18 protein-coding genes and 1 pseudogene are annotated in these 18,871 nt (G+C 75.0%); 6 read left to right on the top strand and 13 right to left on the bottom strand.

Annotated elements, in window-relative coordinates:
* The 3 genes and pseudogenes from EAO71_RS34770 to EAO71_RS34760 all read right to left on the bottom strand — a co-directional run.
* Positions 1 to 312: pseudogene (locus EAO71_RS34770) on the bottom strand (pyridoxal phosphate-dependent aminotransferase); the annotation flags it as partial.
* 94 nt (positions 313 to 406) lie between these two features.
* Positions 407 to 1,585: a sulfite oxidase gene (locus EAO71_RS34765; RefSeq protein ID WP_147981806.1), complete on the bottom strand. Its 1,179-nt coding sequence runs from the start codon at positions 1,583 to 1,585 to the stop codon at positions 407 to 409.
* A 73-nt stretch (positions 1,586 to 1,658) separates the two neighbouring features.
* A complete protein-coding gene (locus tag EAO71_RS34760; protein WP_147981805.1) occupies positions 1,659 to 2,252 on the bottom strand; it encodes a GNAT family N-acetyltransferase in 594 nt (197 codons plus the stop codon).
* 98 nt (positions 2,253 to 2,350) lie between these two features.
* Between EAO71_RS34760 and EAO71_RS34755 the strand changes: the two genes are divergently transcribed.
* The 3 genes from EAO71_RS34755 (at position 2,351) to EAO71_RS34745 (ending at position 4,247) form a co-directional block, all read left to right on the top strand.
* Positions 2,351 to 2,869, top strand: a complete 519-nt coding sequence (locus EAO71_RS34755; protein ID WP_147981804.1) for a GNAT family N-acetyltransferase — start codon at positions 2,351 to 2,353, stop codon at positions 2,867 to 2,869.
* Positions 2,870 to 2,953: 84 nt separating this feature from the next.
* On the top strand, positions 2,954 to 3,790 hold the full coding sequence (locus EAO71_RS34750; RefSeq protein WP_147981803.1) for a methyltransferase domain-containing protein: 837 nt from the start codon (positions 2,954 to 2,956) through the stop codon (positions 3,788 to 3,790).
* Positions 3,791 to 3,899: 109 nt separating this feature from the next.
* The gene (locus EAO71_RS34745; RefSeq protein ID WP_147981802.1) at positions 3,900 to 4,247 is read left to right on the top strand and encodes a VOC family protein; all 348 of its coding nucleotides are present in this window, start codon (positions 3,900 to 3,902) and stop codon (positions 4,245 to 4,247) included.
* Between the two features lie 21 nt (positions 4,248 to 4,268).
* Here EAO71_RS34745 and EAO71_RS34740 read toward each other — a convergent pair whose 3' ends face one another.
* Positions 4,269 to 6,218, bottom strand: a complete 1,950-nt coding sequence (locus tag EAO71_RS34740) for a DUF5107 domain-containing protein (protein ID WP_147981801.1) — start codon at positions 6,216 to 6,218, stop codon at positions 4,269 to 4,271.
* Between the two features lie 40 nt (positions 6,219 to 6,258).
* Complete coding sequence (locus EAO71_RS34735) at positions 6,259 to 7,164, bottom strand: arginase family protein (RefSeq protein WP_147981800.1); 906 nt, start codon at positions 7,162 to 7,164, stop codon at positions 6,259 to 6,261.
* Between the two features lie 79 nt (positions 7,165 to 7,243).
* On the opposite strand from EAO71_RS34735, the gene EAO71_RS34730 reads away from it, so the two are divergent.
* Entirely contained in the window at positions 7,244 to 7,576 is a 333-nt protein-coding gene (locus tag EAO71_RS34730) for a DUF6204 family protein (protein WP_147981799.1), read from the top strand.
* A 47-nt stretch (positions 7,577 to 7,623) separates the two neighbouring features.
* Here the strand turns inward: EAO71_RS34730 and EAO71_RS34725 are convergent, their stop codons facing one another.
* Together EAO71_RS34725 and EAO71_RS34720 are read right to left on the bottom strand one after the other, a co-directional pair.
* Positions 7,624 to 8,169 (bottom strand): GNAT family N-acetyltransferase, encoded by a 546-nt coding sequence (locus EAO71_RS34725; protein WP_147981798.1) that lies wholly within the window; start codon positions 8,167 to 8,169, stop codon positions 7,624 to 7,626.
* Between the two features lie 62 nt (positions 8,170 to 8,231).
* Positions 8,232 to 8,639 (bottom strand): hypothetical protein, encoded by a 408-nt coding sequence (locus EAO71_RS34720; RefSeq protein WP_261992490.1) that lies wholly within the window; start codon positions 8,637 to 8,639, stop codon positions 8,232 to 8,234.
* Between the two features lie 337 nt (positions 8,640 to 8,976).
* On the opposite strand from EAO71_RS34720, the gene EAO71_RS34715 reads away from it, so the two are divergent.
* Positions 8,977 to 9,726, top strand: a complete 750-nt coding sequence (locus tag EAO71_RS34715) for a GntR family transcriptional regulator (protein ID WP_147981797.1) — start codon at positions 8,977 to 8,979, stop codon at positions 9,724 to 9,726.
* Positions 9,727 to 9,802: 76 nt separating this feature from the next.
* Positions 9,803 to 10,912, top strand: a complete 1,110-nt coding sequence (locus EAO71_RS34710) for an adenosine deaminase (RefSeq protein WP_147981796.1) — start codon at positions 9,803 to 9,805, stop codon at positions 10,910 to 10,912.
* A gap of 128 nt (positions 10,913 to 11,040) precedes the next feature.
* Here the strand turns inward: EAO71_RS34710 and EAO71_RS34705 are convergent, their stop codons facing one another.
* The 6 genes from EAO71_RS34705 to EAO71_RS34680 all read right to left on the bottom strand — a co-directional run.
* The gene (locus EAO71_RS34705) at positions 11,041 to 12,126 is read right to left on the bottom strand and encodes a Rossmann-fold NAD(P)-binding domain-containing protein (protein WP_147981795.1); all 1,086 of its coding nucleotides are present in this window, start codon (positions 12,124 to 12,126) and stop codon (positions 11,041 to 11,043) included.
* 79 nt (positions 12,127 to 12,205) lie between these two features.
* Positions 12,206 to 13,156 carry a S66 peptidase family protein gene (locus tag EAO71_RS34700; RefSeq protein ID WP_147981794.1) on the bottom strand — a complete coding sequence of 317 codons (951 nt, stop codon included), beginning with the start codon at positions 13,154 to 13,156 and terminating at the stop codon, positions 12,206 to 12,208.
* Positions 13,153 to 14,733, bottom strand: a complete 1,581-nt coding sequence (locus tag EAO71_RS34695; protein WP_410094293.1) for a dipeptidyl-peptidase 5 — start codon at positions 14,731 to 14,733, stop codon at positions 13,153 to 13,155. The genes EAO71_RS34700 and EAO71_RS34695 overlap by 4 nt, the downstream gene beginning before the upstream one ends.
* 432 nt (positions 14,734 to 15,165) lie before the next feature.
* On the bottom strand, positions 15,166 to 16,521 hold the full coding sequence (locus tag EAO71_RS34690; RefSeq protein ID WP_147981793.1) for a M20/M25/M40 family metallo-hydrolase: 1,356 nt from the start codon (positions 16,519 to 16,521) through the stop codon (positions 15,166 to 15,168).
* Positions 16,514 to 17,347, bottom strand: a complete 834-nt coding sequence (locus EAO71_RS34685) for a M55 family metallopeptidase (protein WP_147981792.1) — start codon at positions 17,345 to 17,347, stop codon at positions 16,514 to 16,516. Before EAO71_RS34685 ends, EAO71_RS34690 begins: the two co-directional genes overlap by 8 nt.
* Positions 17,348 to 17,656: 309 nt before the next feature.
* A partial coding sequence (locus tag EAO71_RS34680) for a thioesterase domain-containing protein (protein WP_147981830.1) occupies positions 17,657 to 18,871 on the bottom strand: 1,215 nt, incomplete at its 5' end.

The following is an 18,871-nucleotide window of genomic DNA, read 5'->3' as shown; positions in this document are numbered from 1 at the left end:
CGGGGTCCACCACGGCGGGCACGGCCGGGGCAGCAGGACGTCGCCGCCGTGCGCCGCGAGCAGGGCGAGGAGCAGGGGTGGCGCGCCGGGGGCGGCGACGACGTCCTCGGCGTGGGTGCGCAGGCCGCGTCGCCACCAGTAGCCGGCGGCGGCCTCGCGCAGGACGGGGCCGCCGCCGGGCGGCTGGACGCCGGTGCGGCCGGCGGACGCGGCGAGGATCGCGGCGAGTCCGGGGAGCACGGGCAGGTCCGGCTCCGGGGCCGGCGGCCCGTAGCGCACCGGTCCGCGCCCTTCCGGAGCCGTCCGCCGCATCTCCCGCACCTCCTGAGCACCGAGCGGCGCCTGGCACGGCGCCCCAGTGCCTTTATACGAAGGAACGGGGCGGTTCGCCCTTCAGGGGTGGGGATCAGGCGACGGTGACGGGATGCCGCACGACCGCGTCGAAGAGGTATCCCTGGGTGTTGTGGACCGCGCGCTCGGGCTGGACGTCGCCGGCCTCGTCGGTGGTCCGGGAGAGCAGGGTCGCGGGCCCGGTGCGGTGCGGGCGCCACACGGTGCTCCAGCGGACCCAGCCGTCCCGCCGGGGCGCGTCGTGGAGCCGGGCGGGACGCCAGTGGGCGCCGCCGTCCGTGGAGACCTCGACCTTGCGGACGGGTGCGTGGGCGGACCAGGCGCGGCCGGTGAGCCGATGCGTGCGGCCGGCCTCGAGGGTGGCGCCGAAGGGGAGTTCCCAGCCGCTCTTGAGGGTCTGGCGGGAGATCGGGGCGCTGCCCCCGGGCGGGTGGGCGGCGCCGAAGAGGCGGTAGTAGTCGGTGGACCAGGGCGAGGAGAGCGGGGCGGTGGAGACCTCGATGTCGCCGAGCCACTTGATCGAGGCGATGCCCACCCAGGACGGCACGACGAGCCGGGCCGGGTACCCGTGGTCGTACGGGAGGGGCTCGCCGTTCATCTCGTAGGCGACGATCACGTCGTCCAGCGCCTTCGCCACCGGCAGGGGACGGCGGACACGACCGAGGTCGACGCCGCCGGTGACGTACTCGTCGTCGAGCCCGCGGGGCTGTACGGCGACGGCGTCGGAGGCGATGCCGGCCCGTCGCAGCACGTCGCGGAGGCGGGCGCCGCGCCAGCGGGCGGCGCCGACCGCGCCGAGGGTCCAGGCGGTGCCGGTCACGGCCTCGCCCTGCTGGGTGGTGTAGAGGCTGCGGCCGTTTCCGGCGCACTCGACGAGAGCCGTTCGGGTGACGGACGGCAGGTCGCGGAGCTGTCCGTAGGTGAGGTGGACGGGCGCGCGGCCGTGCAGTCCGTCCCCCCAGAGGGTGAGCCGCCAGCCGGCCGCGTCGAGGACGGGGGTGCTGGTGTGGTTGCGGACGAAGAAGCGGTCGGCGGGGGTGAGGAGGCCGGTGTCCCCGAAGGCGTCGAAGCGGGACTCCGCATTGGTGCCCCGTACCGTGAACAGCTCCGGAGGCAGGGGCTTGACGATGCCGGGCGCCGTGGCGCCGGCGGCCAGCGGCGCGCGGGTCGCGTGCGCGGGTGCGGCGGCTGCCGCGAGGCCGCCGGCGACGGGGGCGGCGGCGAGCAGCTTCAGGAGGGAGCGGCGAGCGGGGCGGTCCGGACGCGTCTCGGACGGCCTGCCCCGGGCGGGCGCCCGGGGGCCCGTCTCAGGCGCGGGGGAGGATCAGTTCCCAGCGGACCTCGCCGTCCTGCCGGCCGGCGGTGGGGGAGAGGCCGGCTGCGGTGGCGACGGCCGCGGAGGCGTGGTGGTCGGGGTGGACGTGGGCGACGACCGTGGACACGTCCTGGGTCTCCAGCCAGGCCACCAGGGCCCGCGCGGCCTCGGAGGCGAGCCCGCGGCCCTGCCAGTGCGGGCCCACCACCCAGGCGATCTCGGCGACCCGCCCGGCCGTCCGCGCGGAGCCGGACGTGGGGGAGCCGGGTGAGGCCGCTCGCTCCCCCTCGGTGGGTGGAGTCGCCTGCCCGGCCGGTGCGAGCGTCGCCTGCACGGTGCCCGCGAGGGAGCCGTCCGCTCGCAGGCGCAGCACCCAGTTGCACCAGTCCACACCGGGATCGGGCGCCCCCGCGAGCATCCGCGCGTACCGGGCCCGCAGTGCGTCCGCGGTCGAGGGCGCGCCGCCGGTGAACGCGTACAGCGCCGGGTCGGCGAGGACGGCGGCCATCTCGGTGGCATGGCCGGTCCGCAGCGGCACCAGGTCGAGCCGCTCGCTGTGCAGGGGGACGGTGAGGAGGTCACGCATGCGACCAGTGTGCCCGCCGCGCCCGACGGGACCGCGTCGCCCCCGTTCGCCCCGGCCGAGCACACCCGCCGCACCGCGCCCCGCCCAGAATGGGCCGCATGCAGATACAGCAGGCGCTCCCCTCCGACGCGGCGGAACTCGCCGCCGTCCACGTACGGTCCTGGCGGGCCGCCTACCGCGACCTCCTCCCCCGGCCCTATCTCGACGGCCTCGACGTCGGGGAGCGCACCGCGGTCTGGCGCGACCGCCTGGCGGCGCCGGAGCGCCCCACGGTCCTGGTGGCGCGGGACGCCGACGGCCGGATGACGGGCTTCTGCAGCACCCGCGCCTGGCCGGACACGGACCTCGACCCGGCCACCACCGGCGAGATCGCCGCGCTCTACGTCCTGCCGGAGGCGTGGCGCGCGGGCGTCGGCCGGGCCCTGCTGGCCGCCTCCGTCGAGGCGCTCGCGGCGGCGGGGTTCCGGGAGGCCGCGCTCTGGGTCTTCGCGGACAACGCCCGGGGGCGCGCGTTCTACGAGGCCGCCGGCTGGGAGCCGGACGGCACGGTCGCCACGGAGTCGACCGCCGGACGCGAGCTCGACGAACTCCGCTACCGGCGGGCCCTGTTCACCTGAGGTGTCCAGTATTCAAGATCCGAGTCTCACGATACGGCGAAGGCGCGTACCGTGGCCGTACCACCCACACGAGGGAGTCAGGTCATGACGCACGCCTCCGAGCAGTCCACGTCCCGCGAGACCGCCGTCTACACGCACGGCCACCACGAGTCGGTGCTCCGCTCGCACAGCTGGCGGACCGCCGCGAACTCGGCGGCGTACCTGATCCCCGAACTGCGCCCCGGCCTGGACGTGCTGGACGTCGGCTGCGGACCGGGCACCATCACGGCCGACCTGGCGGCGCTGGTCGCGCCGGGCCGGGTCACCGCCGTCGACGCGGCCCCGGACGTGCTGGAAAAGGCGCGCCAGGTCGCGGACGAACGCGGCCTGAGGAACGTCGAGTTCGCCGTCGCGGACGTCCACGCCCTGGACTTCCCCGACGACTCGTTCGACGTCGTCCACGCCCACCAGGTCCTGCAGCACGTCGGCGATCCGGTACGGGCACTCCGCGAGATGCGCCGGGTCTGCCGCCCCGGCGGCGTGGTCGCCGCCCGGGACAGCGACTACGGGTCCTTCGCCTGGTTCCCCGAACGGCCGGCCCTGGACGCCTGGCAGGCACTGTACCGACGGGTCGCCCGGGCCAACGGCGGCGAACCGGACGCCGGCCGGCGCCTGTTCTCCTGGGCGCGCCGGGCCGGCTTCACACAGATCACGACCACCGCGGCGACCTGGTGCTTCGCCCAGCCGGACGAGCGGGCCTGGTGGAGCGGACTGTGGGCGGACCGGACGACCGAGTCCGTCTACGCGAAGCTGGCGGTGGACGGCGGCCACGCGACCTCCGAGGACCTGGCGGAGATCGCCGGGGCCTGGCGGGAGTGGGGCCGCCAGGAGGACGCGTGGTTCATGGTCCCGCACGGCGAGATCCTGTGCCGGGTGTCCTGACCGGGGCCCGCGCCCCGGGGGCATCGGGAACCCGGGGCCCCGGCCTCGCGAGGTGCCCCTCCCGACGGGCGCCCCCACTCGTCCACGACCGTCAACTACGCTGATCCGTATGGAGATTCTTGGCACAACGCTGCGCATCTGCGTCGACGATCTCGATACGGCCGTGCTCTTCTACGAGCGCCTCACCGGGGGCCGCGCCCAGCGTTTCGAACGCGGTGGCGTCTCGGTCGCGGCCGTCGGCTGCTTCCTCCTGATGAGCGGTCCGGAGTCGGAGCTGGAGGTGCTGCGGAAGGTCGCGGCGACCATCTCCGTCGAGGACGTGGACGTCGCGTTCACCGCGCTGACCGAGGCCGGGGCCAAGGTCGTCGCCGGTCCGGTACCGACCCCGGTGGGCCGCAACCTGATCGCGGTCCACCCGGACGGCTCCGTCTTCGAGTACGTCGACCGCCGCCCCTGACCCGCCGCCGGCCCGCGCCCCTCAGGGGCGCATCCGGAAGTCGTAGTGCTCCGGAAGGGGTTCGTCGGTCAGGGCGGACCAGACCTCGCCCAGCTCCTCGGCGCCCTCGCGGAGGTCCGCCACCTCGAAGCCCGCGTCGAAGACGGCGCGGGCCTCGCCCCGGCGGCCCTCCGCGAGCAGCAGCCGCGCCTCGAGGAACCGGAAGGCGCCCTGTTCACGCGCCCGTTCCGGGAGCCGGTGCCAGAGCGCGCGGCCCTCCTCGACCCGACCCACGGCGAGGTGCGCGACGAGTGCCTCCCGGCCGAGAGCGACGGCGACGGCCTCCTCGCCAGTGGGCAGGGCGTCGAAGGCCTCCGCCAGGCGTTCGGCGGCGCGCACCGGGTGCCCGCCCTCCTGGTCGGCGACGGCGAGGCAGTAGAGCAGCGGCCAGCGCACGGGCGTCCCGGCCAGGCCCCGTTCCCAGCTGCGGACGGCCTGGGCGAGGTCGCCCGCGTGCCACTGCGCGAGGCCGAGGTGGTACTCGGTACGGGAATCGGCGGGCGCGGTCTCCAGCATGTCCCGCCAGGGATCCGCCACGAGCGGGGGGCCGGGCACCACGGACTCGCCCCACGGCGGCAGGACCCCGGTGCGGAGCAGTTCCAGCCAGGGCTTCTGCTCCTCTCCCAGCGTCGAGGCGGGGAACGGCGTGCCGGGCAACTCGTACGCCCCGCGCAGGACTTCGAGGGCACCCCAGCCCGAGCCCGCAGCCAGCGGGGTGACCGGCTCGGCGTCGGCCGGCCCGTCGCGCCACGTCCGGTACGCCGCCTCCACGGCCGCGCGCGGCAGGGCCTCCTCGAGCCGGCTCTCGACCCCGGCCCGCGCCGCGGCCCAGTCGCCGCCGCGCGTCTGGGCCGCGTCGGTCGCGAGCGGGCCGTAGACCTCCAGCCAGCTGAGCTCGTCGCCGCCCTCCAGTCCGAGGTGTTCCAGCTGGGTACGGGCGAGTCCGGCCTGGATCTCCGCGTAGCCGGGTGCCCCCGCTTCGGTGAGCCACCGCTGCCAGCGCCGTCCGCCGGCGGCCGTGCCCCAGAGGAACAGCTTGCGTCCGCGCAGCAGGTCCGTCGAGGTCTGGACGAGTCCGGCGCCGCCGTCGTCCAGGGCGGCGATCCAGCGCCGCTGGGTGTCGGCCAGTTCGTAGAAGTAGTCGGCGGGCAGGGTGCTGCGCAGCGGCAGGGTGCGGTCGGTGCCGTCCTCGGTGCGCGGGACGGGTACCCGGCGGAGTCCGCGTTCGTAGCCGTGGTGCCAGGCCGAGTCGGCGGGGGCGATGACGCGCCGGTCCTCGGGCACGGCGGTGTTGGTCCACCAGTAGACGGGGACGGGCCGCTCGTGCGGGTTGCGGATCCGTATGCCGACGTGGAGGAAGTCGGAGTCCTCGGGGAGCCACAGGTCGACCTGGAAGGGCAGGTCCCGCAGGCGTTCCCATTCCCAGAGCCGGACCATCTCGCCTCCGTCGGGGGCGGGGACGACGGCGGCGTGCAGCGGCGCGCAGGAGAGGGTGGTGTGGCCGGTCGCGCCGATGTTCCACTCGATGCCGCCGGCGAACCAGGCGCCGTTGAGAGCGAAGGCGGCGGGCTGGAACACCGGGTTGCGGTGGACCAGTTCGCGCCCGGTGGGCTTGTGGTGCAGCGAGTGGATCCGGCCGCCGAGACCGGGCAGGACGGTGACCCGGAGCCGGTCGTTCTCGATCACGACGGCGTCGAGGGCCGTGGGGGTGCGGTCGCGTCCGTAGCCGTCGCGGACCCGCGTCGGCAGCAGGGTGCGCAGGGGTGCGTGGTTCAGCTGGCGGGCCATGTCGCGGGGCATGTCCGCCGTGGCGCGCGCGTCGACGGCGTGCGCCGTGTCGAGGGTCCGCAGGGCCGGCAGGGGGTTGTCCGGGCCCAAGGGGGCCGCGGGCAGGGTCAGTACGGCACGTCGTACGGTCGTCATGTCGACCATGGAACACGGCGGTTCGACGGCTGACCAGGGGCGCTGTGCGTCAGTCTTCGGTAAAGGCCGCCACCACGAGGTCGGTCAGCAGGGCGCCGGCCGTACCGTCCGGGTCGAGGTCGGGATCGTAGATGGTGATGTTGAGCCCGGCGCACCGCTCGGATCGCACCAAGGGGCGCAGCAGCGCGACGAGTTCGTCGGGGAGGAGTCCGTCGGGGTCGGGGCTGTCGACGGCCGGCATCACGGAGGGGTCGAGGACGTCGGCGTCGAGATGGACCCAGAAGCCGTCCAGGGCCCGGGTCTCCAGGCTGAGGGCGGTGGCGGCGCCGAGTTCGGCCGGGCCCCAGGAGCGCAGCTCGGAGACGGTCACGAGGGGGACCTTCAACGCGCGCAGGTCGACGACCTCGGGATCGTCGAGGTAGGCGTCGCGGACACCGAAGAGCCGGACGTCCTCGTCGCGCAGGTAGGGCCGCAGCCCTTCGAGGTCCGTGAGGTCGTCCTGGCCGCGGCCGGTGGCGAGCGCCAGCTCCTCGCCTGCGGCGGCGCCGACCCGGTCGGAGTTGCCCGGGTGGCGGAAGTCGGGGGAGGCGTCGACGGCGGCGAGGCCGTAGCGGCCGATGCGGCGCAGGGCGAGCGAGGCGCCGAGCTGGACGGAGCAGTCGCCGCCGAGGACGACGGGGAGGTCTCCGGCCCGCACGTGCCGCTCGATGCGGTCCGCGAGGGTGCGGGTGTAGCGGGCGAGCGGGGCCGCGTGGAAGACCCCGTCGCCTTCCCGCCAGTCGCCGCGGTCGTAGCGGGGCGGGACGACGACACCGCCCTCGAAGGCGCCGAGGCGTTGCACGATCCGCTGCTCGCGCAGGGCTCCCGCGAGCTTGTGGCAGCCGGGGACGGTGCCGGGGGCGGGCGGGCGCAGACCGAGGTTCGAGGGGGCGTCGATGGCGACGATATTCCGCATGCGGACCATCCTCACCGCCGTAGGCTGGATCTTCAATGACGCGGGCGGGACCCGCGGCGACCATGTGAGGACGCGAGGGATGAGTACGCAGCACACCTACCGGGTGATCGTGCGCGGCACGTTCGACGGCCTGTCGCCGGAGAGCCGGGAGCGGCTCCTCGCCGAGGTGGACGCGCACGGGCTGACGGCGATGCAGTTCACGACGGAGGGATCGCTGGCGTACGACCGCACGCTCAAGCACTTCTCGTACCGCCTGGTCGTCGTCTCGGACGCCGCGGACGGCGAGGAGATGGCGGCGGCGCTCGCCGAGGACCGGGTGGAGACGGCGCTGGCGGGACTGGGGCACGGCCACGGTCCGCTGAAGTCCACGGTGACCGACATGGACACCATGAAGATCAACCGCAGGCGCTGACGGAGGGGATCCGGCGCTCGACCGGTGGGGCGGGTGCTGCGGCCCTCTCAGGCGCGCGGGGCCGTGATCGCCCAGCGTTCGTGGTCGCGCCAGGCGCCGTCGATGAAGAGCAGCTCGGGCGCGAAGCCCTCCAGCCGGAAGCCCGCCCGGCGGACGAGCGCGCGGGAGGCGGCGTTGCCGGGCTGGATGTCGGCCCCGAGACGGTGCAGGCCCAACGGGCCGAAGGCGTACGGGAGGACGAGGCCCAGCGCCTCGGTCAGCAGCCCTCGGCCGGCGGCGTGGGCGAAGGCGCCGTAGCCGAGGGCGCCGCTGAGGAAGGCGCCGCGGACGATGTTGTTGATGTTGACGAAGCCGGCGATCCGGCCCTCCGCGGTGTGGTCGCAGACCAGGAACCCGGTCTTCGCGGGGTCCTCGGTGAGGGCCCGGAGGTAGGCCGCGTACGCCTCGGGGTGGTCGGGCGGGAAGAGCCAGGGCCGGTGGAGCGCTCGGCTCTCGCGGGCCCGGGCGGTGAACTCGTCGGCGTCCTCCGGGCGGTAGGGCCGCAGCCCGACGCGCGGGCCGGTCGCGAGGTAGGGCGCGCGGTCGTCGGACATGCGCCCCAGGTTAACGGCCCTTCGCGGGAGCGCGTCGCGGGGCGGGCCGAGGGGGAACGGCGTCAGCGGCGGGCGGAGGTGACCTTCGGGGGGCAGCTCTCGCCCTTCTTCACGACGCCGATGACGGCCGTGGTCCGCCGGTCGAGCTCGATGCCGGGCGCCGGGTACTGGGTGCACACCTGCCAGCGCGACGGCCAGAGCACCCGCCGGTCGCGCCCGCTCACGTCGTGGACGTCGACCCGGGTGCGGTGGTCGAGAGTGGTGAAGACCCGCCACAGGCTCCGGCCCAGCACGTCCGGCATCGAGGGCGGCTCCTCCGTCTCCACCGCCTCCGCCGAGCTCACGGCCACCGCGGCGAGGCCCACGGCCACCCCGGCGCCGAAGACCAGGGCCCGCCTCATGCGCGCCGCCGGCCGGCGCCACGGGATCCGCGCGAAACCCGGTCCGTGCCCGATGTCTCCCTGCGCCATTCCCGGCCCTCTTCTCCGTCGTAGGCGGCCCGCCGCCCGTGGGACCAGGATGGGGGGATCGGCCGCCACCGGGGCGCTGGAGGAGGCCGTACGGGTGACGCGGCCGGGGACGTACGAGCCGGCGCGGCGCCCGGCGCTGCCTCGTCCGTGCGAGGGGACGGCCACCGAGGCCCCACTTGTCAGACAACCAACAGGCGTCCTATCTGGCTCTACGCGCATCACGCACGATATCCGCTGCTGAGCAGCCCGGAGCGGCGTTGCTCCTGGGTGACAGGTCGGCTTAGCCTGCCGACAGGTGATCCGACAGGTGAGCCGCCAAGCGGAGCGAGGACGGGCAGTGGCAGTCAGCGGACAGCGGCGACGACCGGTCGTGGTGCTCTACGAGCGGATCGCGGACGCCATCCACGACGGCGTCTACCCGCCGGGCTCGACCCTCCCCTCCGAACCGAAGCTCGCGACCGAGCTCGGCGTCAGCCGGCCCGCGCTGCGCGAGGCGCTGCTGCTGCTCCAGGAGGACGGCCTGCTGTCGGTGCGGCGCGGGGTCGGCCGGACCGTCAACGACCACCCGCCGCGGCGCGGCTTCGAACAGATCCAGCCGCTGGAGGAGCTGATCGGGGCCGGCACCCCGCTGCGGGTGCGGGCGCTGCTGCGGACGGTCGAGGAGCCCACCGACTTCACCACCCAGCACCTGCTCGCGTCCGCCCGGGCCGAGCTGCGCTTCTGGGAGACGCTCCTGGCCGGCGAGGGGACCGCGGCCGCGCTCAGCCACGAGTGGGCCGCCGCCGACGAGGTGCTGGACCGGGCCCATCCCGACTTCGCCCGGGCCCTGCGCGAGGAGCCCGCGCCCGAGCGGACCTCGATGCTCGCGGTGCTCGTCGCCGCCTCGCGCGGCGTGCCGCTGGAGGCGCACAGCAGCGTCACCGCGACCCTCCTCGGCCAGCGGCGCGGAAAGCAGCTCGGCCGGCCGGCCGACACCCCCGCGGTCCTCGTCACGCAGGTGGTACGGGCCGGCGAGACCCCGGTCCTGGCGGCCAAGCACATGCTCCCCACAGGGGCTCCGGCCCTGCCGGTTCTCCAGTCGAACTGAGCGCCCACCGGCCCTCCTCGTCGCTGTCGGCACCGTCACAGCCGCGGAGGCTCCCCGTGGCGTACACTTCCGCGCCATGCACTTGTCTGACAACCCTGCCGCCGCTGCCGAGACCCCTGCCCGCACCCCCGTGGCCGAGTGGATCCGGCGCGCCCCCAAGGCCGTCCTCCACGACCACCTCGACGGCGGCCTGCGTCCCACCACGATCGTCGAGCTGGCGCGCGCCTGCGGCTACACCGCGCTGCCGACCGAGGACCCGGCCGCGCTCGCGGTCTGGTTCCGGGACGCCGCCGACTCCGGTTCGCTGGAGCGGTACCTGGAGACCTTCGCCCACACCTGCGCGGTGATGCAGACCCGCGAGGCGCTGTTCCGGATCGCGGCCGAGTGCGCCGAGGACCTGGCGGCCGACGGGGTCGTCTACGCCGAGATCCGCTACGCCCCCGAGCAGCACCTGGAGGGCGGGCTGACCCTCGACGAGGTGGTCGAGGCCGTGAACGACGGCTTCCGCGAGGGCGAGCGCCGCGCCGGCGGCCGGATCACCGTCCGCGCGCTGCTCACCGGCATGCGCCACACCGACCGCTCGCTGGAGATCGCGCAGCTCACGGTCGCCCATCGCGAGAACGGGGTGGCGGGCTTCGACATCGCGGGCGGCGAGGTCGGCAACCCGCCGGCCCGCCACCTGCCGGCGTTCCAGCACCTGAAGCGGCACAACTGCCACTTCACCATCCACGCCGGCGAGGCCGTCGGCGCGGAGTCGATCCACGAGGCCGTCCAGGTCTGCGGCACGGAGCGGATCGGCCACGGCGTACGGATCACCGACGACATCGGCGAGGACGGGACGCTCGGCGACCTGGCCGCGTACGTCCGGGACAACCGCATCGCCCTGGAGGTCTGCCCGACCTCCAACCTGCAGACGGGCGCGGCCAAGGACTACGCCTCGCACCCGATCGAGGAGCTGCGCCGGCTCGGCTTCCGGATCACCCTCAACACGGACAACCGGCTGGTCTCCGGCACGACCATGAGCGAGGAGTTCCAGCACATGGCGGACGCGTTCGGCTACGGCCCCGAGGTCTTCGAGGAGTTCACGGTCGCCACCGGGACGACGAGCGGGCAGGAGCCCTGGGAGCGGAGCCAGAACGCCTTCCGCCGGGCGACAGCCGCCCGCGCGGCCCGCCGGGTCGCTTGAGGGGGGCGGGTCCGGGGGGTCTTTGGGGTCTTGGGGTGCTGGGTTTTCGGTTGCTTCTGGTGGTTGGCCGCCCTCTCTCCGAGTGTGGCGGGTTCCGGCGCCGCATCAAGCCCCCGGACCCGCCCCCCTCAAGCGACCCGGCGGGCCGCGCGGGCGGCTGTCGCCCGGCGGAAGGCGTTCTGGCTCCGCTCCCAGGGCTCCTGCCCGCTCGTCGTCCCGGTGGCGAGTGCGAGCAGGTGCGGTGTGAGTGCCGCGGAGAAGTCCCGGCTCGACTCGACGGGCAGCAGCGTGGCCAGGTTGTCGATGGCGATCACGTCCAGCGGGCGTCCGGTGCCGGGCAGCCGCCGGACGGGCCGGTCCCAGTCGGTCAGCCGGTCGTACACCGGTACCGCGTCGAAGGGCGACCCGAGGTCGCAGCTGATGTCGCACAGCAGTGACAGCCGGCGTCCCGGCACGCTCAGGTCCGCCCGGGTCAGGAAGGGCGGGACCGGATGGTCGGGGCCGATCGCGTGGATCAGTACGTCGTGGGCGAGCAGCCGGCCCCGCGGCAGGGGTGTGGTGTCCCGCGGCCCCCAGCCGGTCGTGTCGACGTCCGCCGCGGCGAGGGCGTCCCGGGCTCCGCGCCCGCAGCGGCCGTCCGCCCCGGTCACCAGCACGCTGACGGCTCCCCCGCTCACGGCCCGTCCCGCGCGGGCGGACCGCCGGCAGAGCCGCAGGCGCTCCTCCAGTTCCGGCCGGGTCAGCGGCGCGACCGGCAGGGTGAGCAGTCCGGCGCGGTGGAGGACGGCGAGTGCGGCGCCGGCGTAGCCCGCCCAGTAGCCGAAGGCGGCGAGCCGGGTGCCTTTGCCGTCGACGAGGTGCTCCAGGTCGAGCAGTTCCCCGCCGCCCGCCGCGAAGCGCTCCAGCAGCGCGGCGCCGGCCGGCCGGCCCCGGTAGGCGTGCCCGAAGAAGACGTGCCGGTGGCGCAGGGGCCACGGTTCCGCGGGCGGCTCGCCCAGCCCGAGGACCCAGTCCTCCGGCGGCGCCTTGGTCCAGCTCCCCGGGGGTACGACGCGGCAGCCGGCGGCGGCGTACTCCCGGGCCGGGAAGGCGCGCCGGGTGGAAGTCTCCACCACCAGGTCGAACCCCGCGTCGATCAGCCGCCGCGCGTCCTCGGGCACGATCGGAGCGCGCCGCTCGGACTGCCTCGCTTCGTGCCGCATCCACCAGCGCATGGCACGAGCACCTCCAGCCTCTCTCCTACGAGGGAAGCACCTGTGACCCGCCCGCGCGACAGGAGGCCCGGCCCGCGGTTCAGACGAGCGCGGGGACGTCCAGCGTGAGCGTGCGCGCGTCCGCGTCCAGCACTCCGGGCACGCCGAGGGGCACGGTCAGCGCCGTGGCGCTGTGCCCGAAACCCAGCTCCTCCACCACCGGCACGCCCAGCGGGGCCAGCCGGTCGGCGAGGACCGCCCGGACGTCCTCGTAAGGCCCGCACTCCTCCCAGGAGCCGAGGCCGATGCCCGCGACGCCGTCGAGGTGGCCGGAGCGCAGCAGCTGGGTGAGGATCCGGTCGAGCCGGTACGCCTCCTCTCCCACGTCCTCCAGGAGCAGCAGGCCGCCCCGTGCGGTGGGGCGGGCGTGCGGGGTGCCGAGGTCGGCGGCGAGGAGGCTGACGCAGCCGCCGAGGGTGACGCCGTGGGCCCGTCCCGGCACCATCGTCCGGGCCGTCGCCGGGGCGAGCGTCCGTACGGACTCGGGCTCGAAGAGGGTGGCCCGCAGGGACTCCTGTGTGCGGGGGTCCTTCAGGAAGGTGGCCGCGGCGACCATCGGGCCGTGCAGGGTGACCAGTCCCGCGCGGACGGCGAACGCCTCTTGCAGGGCGGTGACGTCGCTGTAGCCGACCAGCACCTTGGGGCCGGCCGCGCGGATCGCCCGCCAGTCGAGGAGGTCCACCATGCGCTGGGCGCCGTAGCCGCCGCGGGCGCACAGGACGGCGGTCACGGTGGGGTCGCACCAGGCCTGCTGGAGGTCGCGGGCCCGTGCCTCGTCGGTGCCGGCGAGGTAGTCGACGTGCGGGTGCCGGTCCAGGACGTGGGGGGCGACGACGGGCTGGAGGTCCCAGCCGCGCAGGATGTCGAGGCCGGCCGCGAGGCGCTCCTCGGGGATCGGTCCGCTGGGTGCGACGACGGCGACGCGGTCGCCGGCGCGCAGCCGCGGGGGGCGGGTCAGGGCGCGTACCCGGTCCGTCGGGTTCCGTGTCATTTCCGCAGCTCCAGGCGGGGTACGTCGGTCCGTTCGATGCCGAAGGTCTGCGCGTAGAGCGAGAGTTCGGCCTCCAGGGCGCGGATCAGGGTGTCGGCGAGCCGGAACCCGTGGCTCTCGCCCTCGAAGGCGATGTAGGCGTGCGGGACGCCCCGGCCGGCCATGCGGGCGAGGAAGCGCTCGCTCTGGGCGGGCGGGCAGATGACGTCGTCGAGGCCCTGGAGCAGCAGGAAGGGGGCCGAGATCCGGTCGACGTGGTCGATGGGCGAGCGTTCCCGGTAGCGGGCGGGTACTTCGTCGACGGGGCCGATCAGGGAGTCGAGGTAGCGGGACTCGAAGTCGTGGGTCTCGTCGGTGGCCCAGCCGAGCAGGTCGAGGATGGGGTAGATGATCGTGCCGCAGGCGTAGAGGTCGCTGGTGACCAGCGAGGCGGCCGTGGTCCAGCCGCCGGCGCTGCCGCCGCGGATGGCGAGCCGGTCCGGGTCGGCGGTGCCCTCGGTGGCGAGGGCGTGGGCGACGGCCGCGCAGTCCTCGACGTCGACGACGCCCCACTGTTCGCGGAGCCGTTCGCGGTACTCCCGGCCGTAGCCGGTCGAACCGCCGTAGTTGACCTCGGCGACGCCGATGCCGCGGGAGGTGAAGTAGGCGATCGCCAGGTCGAGGACGAGCGGCGCGTGCCCGGTCGGTCCGCCGTGGGCCCACACCACGTAGGGCGGCAGTTCGTCGTCGGGGGCGATCCGGTCGGGGTTGTGCGGGGGGTAGACGTGCGCGTGGATCTCGCGGTCGTCGGGTCCGTGGAAGGTGCGGATCAGGGGTTCGGGGTAGTACGAGGGGTCGACGGGGTCGTCGTGGGGCGAGCCGACGACTCGCGTCCGGCCGGTGCGGGTGTCCAGCTCGACGACCTCGTAGGCGCTGCGGGGGCTGGCCGCGACGCCGACGACCCGGGTGCCGCGCGCGGCGAGGGTGGGGGCCCATTCGGTCCAGGGGCCGGCGGCGTCGACGAGTTCGCCGCTCTGCGGGTCCAGTATTCCGAGGGCGGTGGCGCCCTTGCCGTGGATGACGGCGACCAGACCGTCGTCCAGGGGCTGGAACCAGCAGTGGCCGATCTTCCACAGCGGGCCGCCGAACTCCTCGGGCCGCGGGCAGAGCGGGAGGGTCTCGCCGTCGGCGGAGGTGCGGTAGAGGTTCCACCAGCCGCTGCGGTCGCTGACGTGCAGGAGGCGGCCGTCGGCGGTCCAGCCGACCTGGGGGATCGACTCCTCGGGTCCGCCGGCGACGGTCCGCGCTTCGGTGAAGGCGCCGTCGGGGGTGATGTCGGCGAGCAGCACCTCGGTGCCGTCCCAGGGCATCCGGGGGTGGTCCCAGGCGATCCAGGCGACCTGGCGGCCGTCCGGGGAGAGCCGGGGTCCGGTGACGAAGCGGTGCCGTCCGTCGGAGAGTTCCCGCACGGCGGAGCGGTCGTCTGCCGCCGAGCCGTCCAGCGGTACGGCGGCGATGACCCGGCGGACGTCGGTGGGCGCGGGGCCGGTGAACTCCTCCAGGACGCACCAGACCTCGTCGCGGTCGGGGTGGAGCACGGGGTCCGCCCAGCGCAGGCCGCCGCCGGTGCCGGAGAGGGGGGTGAGGGGGGGTGAGGGGGCGGGGTCGCGGCGGGCCGTCGCCGGTGCGGTCGGGCTCGTACGCGTAGAGCCGCTGGTCGGGCAGGTGGCTGAAGACGACGAGGGGGCCGTCGTCCTGGCGGGCCCGGCCGGCCCAGGGCTGTCCGCCGTATTCGACGACTCTGCTGCGGACGTTCCACGGGGCGGGCAGCACCGACTCCTCCGTGCCGTCGGCCCTGCGGCGGATCAGGGCGCGCCGGCCGCCCTCGGCGGGGCGCGGTGCGGTCCACCACACCTCGTCGCCGACGGTGCCGACGTACTCGGGGCGTCCGTCGTGCGAGGCGGCGAGCGCGGCGCCGATCGGTGACGGCCAGCTGCCGTAGCGGCCGGTGGGTACCATGTCGACTCCCCCTAGGCGGACTGCAGATAGTGGTCGAGTACGCGCACGCCGAAGTGGAGGGCGTCCACGGGGACGCGCTCGTCGACGCCGTGGAACAGGGCGGCGTAGTCCAGGTCCGGGGGCAGCTTGAGCGGCGAGAAGCCGTAGCCGGTGATGCCGAGGCGGGAGAACTGCTTGGCGTCGGTGCCGCCGGACATGGTGAAGGGGACGACGTGCCCGTCCGGGTCGAAGCGTTCGACGGCGGCCCGCAGTGCGGCGAAGGTCGGCGAGTCGACCGGTGCCTCCAGGGCGACTTCGCGGTGGTGGAACTCCCATGCGACGTCGGGGCCGGTGAGCCGGTCCATGGTGGCGGCGAATTCCTCGTCGCCGCCGGGGAGCGTCCGTCCGTCGACGTATGCGACGGCGTGTCCGGGGATCACGTTGACCTTGTAGCCGGCGTCCAGCATGGTCGGGTTGGCGCTGTTGCGTACGGTCGGTTCGACGAGGGCGGCGGCCGGGCCGAGTTGGGCGAGGAGCGCGTCGACATCGAGGCCGGGGTCGGTCACGTCGGTCTCGACGCCGTAGAGCGCGGCGAGTTCGCGGAGTGCGGCGCGGACGGTCGGGGTGAGGCGGACGGGCCAGGTGTGGGCTCCGATGCGGGCGACGGCGGCGGCGAGCCGGGTGACGGCGTTGGCGGTGTTCACCTTGGAGCCGTGGCCTGCCCTGCCGTGGGCGGTGAGCTTGAGCCAGGCGGTGCCCCGCTCGCCGGCCGCGATCGGGTAGAGCGTCATGCCGGGCTCGGGGTGGAAGCTGAACGCCCCGGATTCGCTGATGCCTTCGGTGCAGCCCTCGAAGAGGCCGGGGTGGTGGTCGGCGAGGAAGCCGGAGCCGTCCTCCGCGCTGGCCTCCTCGTCGGCGGTGTAGGCGATGACGATGTCGCGGCGGGGCCGGACGCCCCGGCGGGCCCAGGAGCGGGCGACGGCGAGGACCATCGCGTCCATGTTCTTCATGTCGACGGCTCCGCGCCCCCACACCACTCCGTCGCGGACCTCGCCGGAGAAGGGGTGCACCGTCCAGTCGGCGGGCTCGGCGGGGACGACGTCGAGGTGGCCGTGGACGAGGAGGGCGTCGGCGGACGGGTCGGTGCCCGCGATCCGGGCCACGACGTTGGTGCGGCCCGGTGTCCGCTCCAGGAGGACGGGCTCCAGGCCGGCGGCGGCGAGGCGTTCGGCGACGTACTCGGCGGCGGGCCGCTCGCGGCAGTCCCCGCCGCCCCGGTTCGTGGTGTCGATCCGGATCAGCTCGGAGGTGAAGGTCACCACCTCGTCGAGCGCCGTGTCGTCGACCGCCGTCGGTGTCCGGTCCGTCCGCGTGAGCGACTCAGCCATACTGCTCCTCCACCGCGGCCGAGACGATGGTCGTGACCGCTTTGAACGTGCGAATGCTCTCGTACATGGTCGCGCCGGTGTAGGCGACCCGGCGCTCGCCGCCGCGCGCCACGCCGGGCACCACCGTGGCGGCGGCCGCCAGGTGCTCGGCGTCGAACTCCAGCTCCACGGTGAACGGCCCGCCGCGCACCGGCTCGTGGCGTACGGCGAGGGCGGTCGCGGCCTTGGCCGCGGAGCGGATGTCGGCCGCCGTCCGCCGGGGGGCGCGGCACACCGCGGCGTACCGCGACACGTGGTCCTTCACGGCGACCTTGTGTGCCTCGGGGGCGTATCCGAGCGCGTCCTCGCAGGTCAGGTCGTCGCCGGTGACGAGGACGACCGGCACTCCGTACTCGGCGACGACGGCGGCGTTGAGCAGGCCCTCGCTCGCCCGCTCGCCGTCGAGCCACACCCCGGTGATGGAGTTGGCCAGATAGGTGTGGGCGAGGACGCCTTCGGTGCCGGCGCCCGTGTGGTAGCCGACGAACGCGATGCCGTCGACGTCCCCGTGCTGCACGCCCTCGACCATGGAGAGCGTCTTGTGCCGTCCGGTGAGCATCTCGACGCGTTCGTCGAGCTGTTCCAGGAGGAGGTTGCGCATGGTCCAGTGCGCCTCGTTGACGACCACCTCGGTGGCTCCGCCGTCGAAGAAGCCGAGCGCCGCCGCGTTCACGTCCGAGGTGAACAGGGAGCGGCACCGCTCCCACTGGGGGGTGCCGGGCAGCACGTCGGCGGGCCAGGTGACTCCGGTGGCGCCTTCCATGTCGGCGCTGATCAGGATCTTCACGACTCTCCTGGTTCGTCGCAGGGCACGGGCACGGAGTGCCGGGCGGGGCGGCGGCCGGGCATGCCCGGCTCCCCCGGGCCGCGGAGGCGGCGCACGGCGACGTCCATGCTCATGCGGCGTCACGTTACGCGCTGGCGAACGGCCAGGCCAGAACCCCCGGCAGGTTCAGAGGTCCAGTCCGGTGGCGGTCCGCGCGCACGGCGCGGCACGACCCGCGAGGGGTCGTGCCGCGAGGTGACGGGTGGGGCGGCCGGGGCGGTGGGGAGGCGTCCGGCCCCGGCGGTGAGGCCCCGCCGGGCGGGGTGTCCGTCAGGTGAGGGACGGCAGGGAGTTCGCCCAGCGCTCGACCGCCTCGGCGGTGGTGACGGAGTGGTCCTCCAGCATCGTGAAGTGGTCGCCGGTGACCTCCGCCACCTCGTGCGGTAGGTGCCAGGAGGCGATCCGCTCCTCGGTCTCGCCGTACGCCGCGGCCGCGTGCACGAGCAGGGTGGGCGCGCTGATCGGCTGGGGCTTCCACTGCCGGAAGAGGCGGGCGTACGCGCCCATGGCGGTGAGCCGGTGGTCGTCGAGGGAGACGAGCCTGCTCTCCCGCTCCAGCATGCCCCGGACCATCACGTCCCGGCCGCGCGGATCGTCCGCGCAGGCGGGGGTGTCGAGGAGGGCCACCCCGGCGGGGACCGCGTGCCGGCGCTCCAGTGCGTCGGCGATCGCGTGGGCCACCCAGCCGCCGGCGGACCGGCCGACGAGGAGTACCGGGGCGCCCTGCGCGGCGTCGAGCACCGCCTGGGCGTGCAGCTCGGCCAGGGCCTCGACCGAGGCCGGCAGCGGCTCGCCGGACGCGAAGCCGGGGTGGGGCAGGGCGGCGAGCCGCCAGGTCTCGCTGAAGCCGGTGGCGAACCGGGCGTACACATGGGGTCCGGAGATCGCGCTGAACGCGGGCAGGCAGACCACCGTGGGCCGGGTGCCGCGGCGGCCGAACCAGACCGGGGAGGGCTTCGTGCCCGCTTCGGCGGGTACGGCGAAGCTCCTGCGCATCAGGGCGGCGGCCTCGATCATCACGCCGGCCTCGTTCAGCCGTCCGTCGCCGGCCGCCTGCCAGAAGAGCTCGGTGAGCAGGCCCGCGCCCTCTTCCGCGTCCGGCCGCCCGGGGTCGAGCGCGCCGCGCGGGGCGGCGGCGCCGGTCTCGTCCAGCCGTCCCTCGACGAACGCCGTGAGCGCGTCGAGGTCGGGGTGGTCGAAGACGACGGTGCGGGGCAGGCGCAGACCGAGTGTTCCGCCGAGCCGGTTGCGCAGCTCGATCGCGGTGAGCGAGTCGAAGCCCAGCTCCTGGAAGGAGCGGTCGGCGGTGACGGTCGCGGGAGAGGAGTGGCCGAGGGTCTCCGACGCCTCGGCGCGCAGGAGTTCGCGCAGGGCGTCCGTGCGCTCCGTTCCGGTGAGGCCCGCGAGGCGGCGCTGGACGGTGCCGCCCGCGCCGTCGTCGGCCGGTGCCGGTCCCTCGGGGGCGGGGGCGGCACCGTCCAGCGC

This window comes from Streptomyces sp. MS191 (assembly GCF_008042125.1).
Classification (GTDB): domain Bacteria; phylum Actinomycetota; class Actinomycetes; order Streptomycetales; family Streptomycetaceae; genus Streptomyces.
The sequence above is the reverse complement of the archived record's forward strand: the minus strand, read 5'-3'. Positions and strand labels throughout refer to the sequence as shown.

Excerpts from the sequence above, each read along its gene's own strand:
- EAO71_RS34760 (WP_147981805.1), bottom strand. The coding sequence starts at position 2,252 with ATGCGTGACCTCCTCACCGTCCCCCTGCACAGCGAGCGGCTCGACCTG.
- EAO71_RS34755 (WP_147981804.1), top strand. The coding sequence starts at position 2,351 with ATGCAGATACAGCAGGCGCTCCCCTCCGACGCGGCGGAACTCGCCGCC.
- EAO71_RS34750 (WP_147981803.1), top strand. The coding sequence starts at position 2,954 with ATGACGCACGCCTCCGAGCAGTCCACGTCCCGCGAGACCGCCGTCTAC.
- EAO71_RS34745 (WP_147981802.1), top strand. The coding sequence starts at position 3,900 with ATGGAGATTCTTGGCACAACGCTGCGCATCTGCGTCGACGATCTCGAT.
- EAO71_RS34740 (WP_147981801.1), bottom strand. The coding sequence starts at position 6,218 with ATGGTCGACATGACGACCGTACGACGTGCCGTACTGACCCTGCCCGCG.
- EAO71_RS34735 (WP_147981800.1), bottom strand. The coding sequence starts at position 7,164 with ATGCGGAATATCGTCGCCATCGACGCCCCCTCGAACCTCGGTCTGCGC.
- EAO71_RS34730 (WP_147981799.1), top strand. The coding sequence starts at position 7,244 with ATGAGTACGCAGCACACCTACCGGGTGATCGTGCGCGGCACGTTCGAC.
- EAO71_RS34725 (WP_147981798.1), bottom strand. The coding sequence starts at position 8,169 with ATGTCCGACGACCGCGCGCCCTACCTCGCGACCGGCCCGCGCGTCGGG.
- EAO71_RS34720 (WP_261992490.1), bottom strand. The coding sequence starts at position 8,639 with ATGGCGCAGGGAGACATCGGGCACGGACCGGGTTTCGCGCGGATCCCG.
- EAO71_RS34710 (WP_147981796.1), top strand. The coding sequence starts at position 9,803 with ATGCACTTGTCTGACAACCCTGCCGCCGCTGCCGAGACCCCTGCCCGC.
- EAO71_RS34705 (WP_147981795.1), bottom strand. The coding sequence starts at position 12,126 with ATGCGCTGGTGGATGCGGCACGAAGCGAGGCAGTCCGAGCGGCGCGCT.
- EAO71_RS34700 (WP_147981794.1), bottom strand. The coding sequence starts at position 13,156 with ATGACACGGAACCCGACGGACCGGGTACGCGCCCTGACCCGCCCCCCG.
- EAO71_RS34690 (WP_147981793.1), bottom strand. The coding sequence starts at position 16,521 with ATGGCTGAGTCGCTCACGCGGACGGACCGGACACCGACGGCGGTCGAC.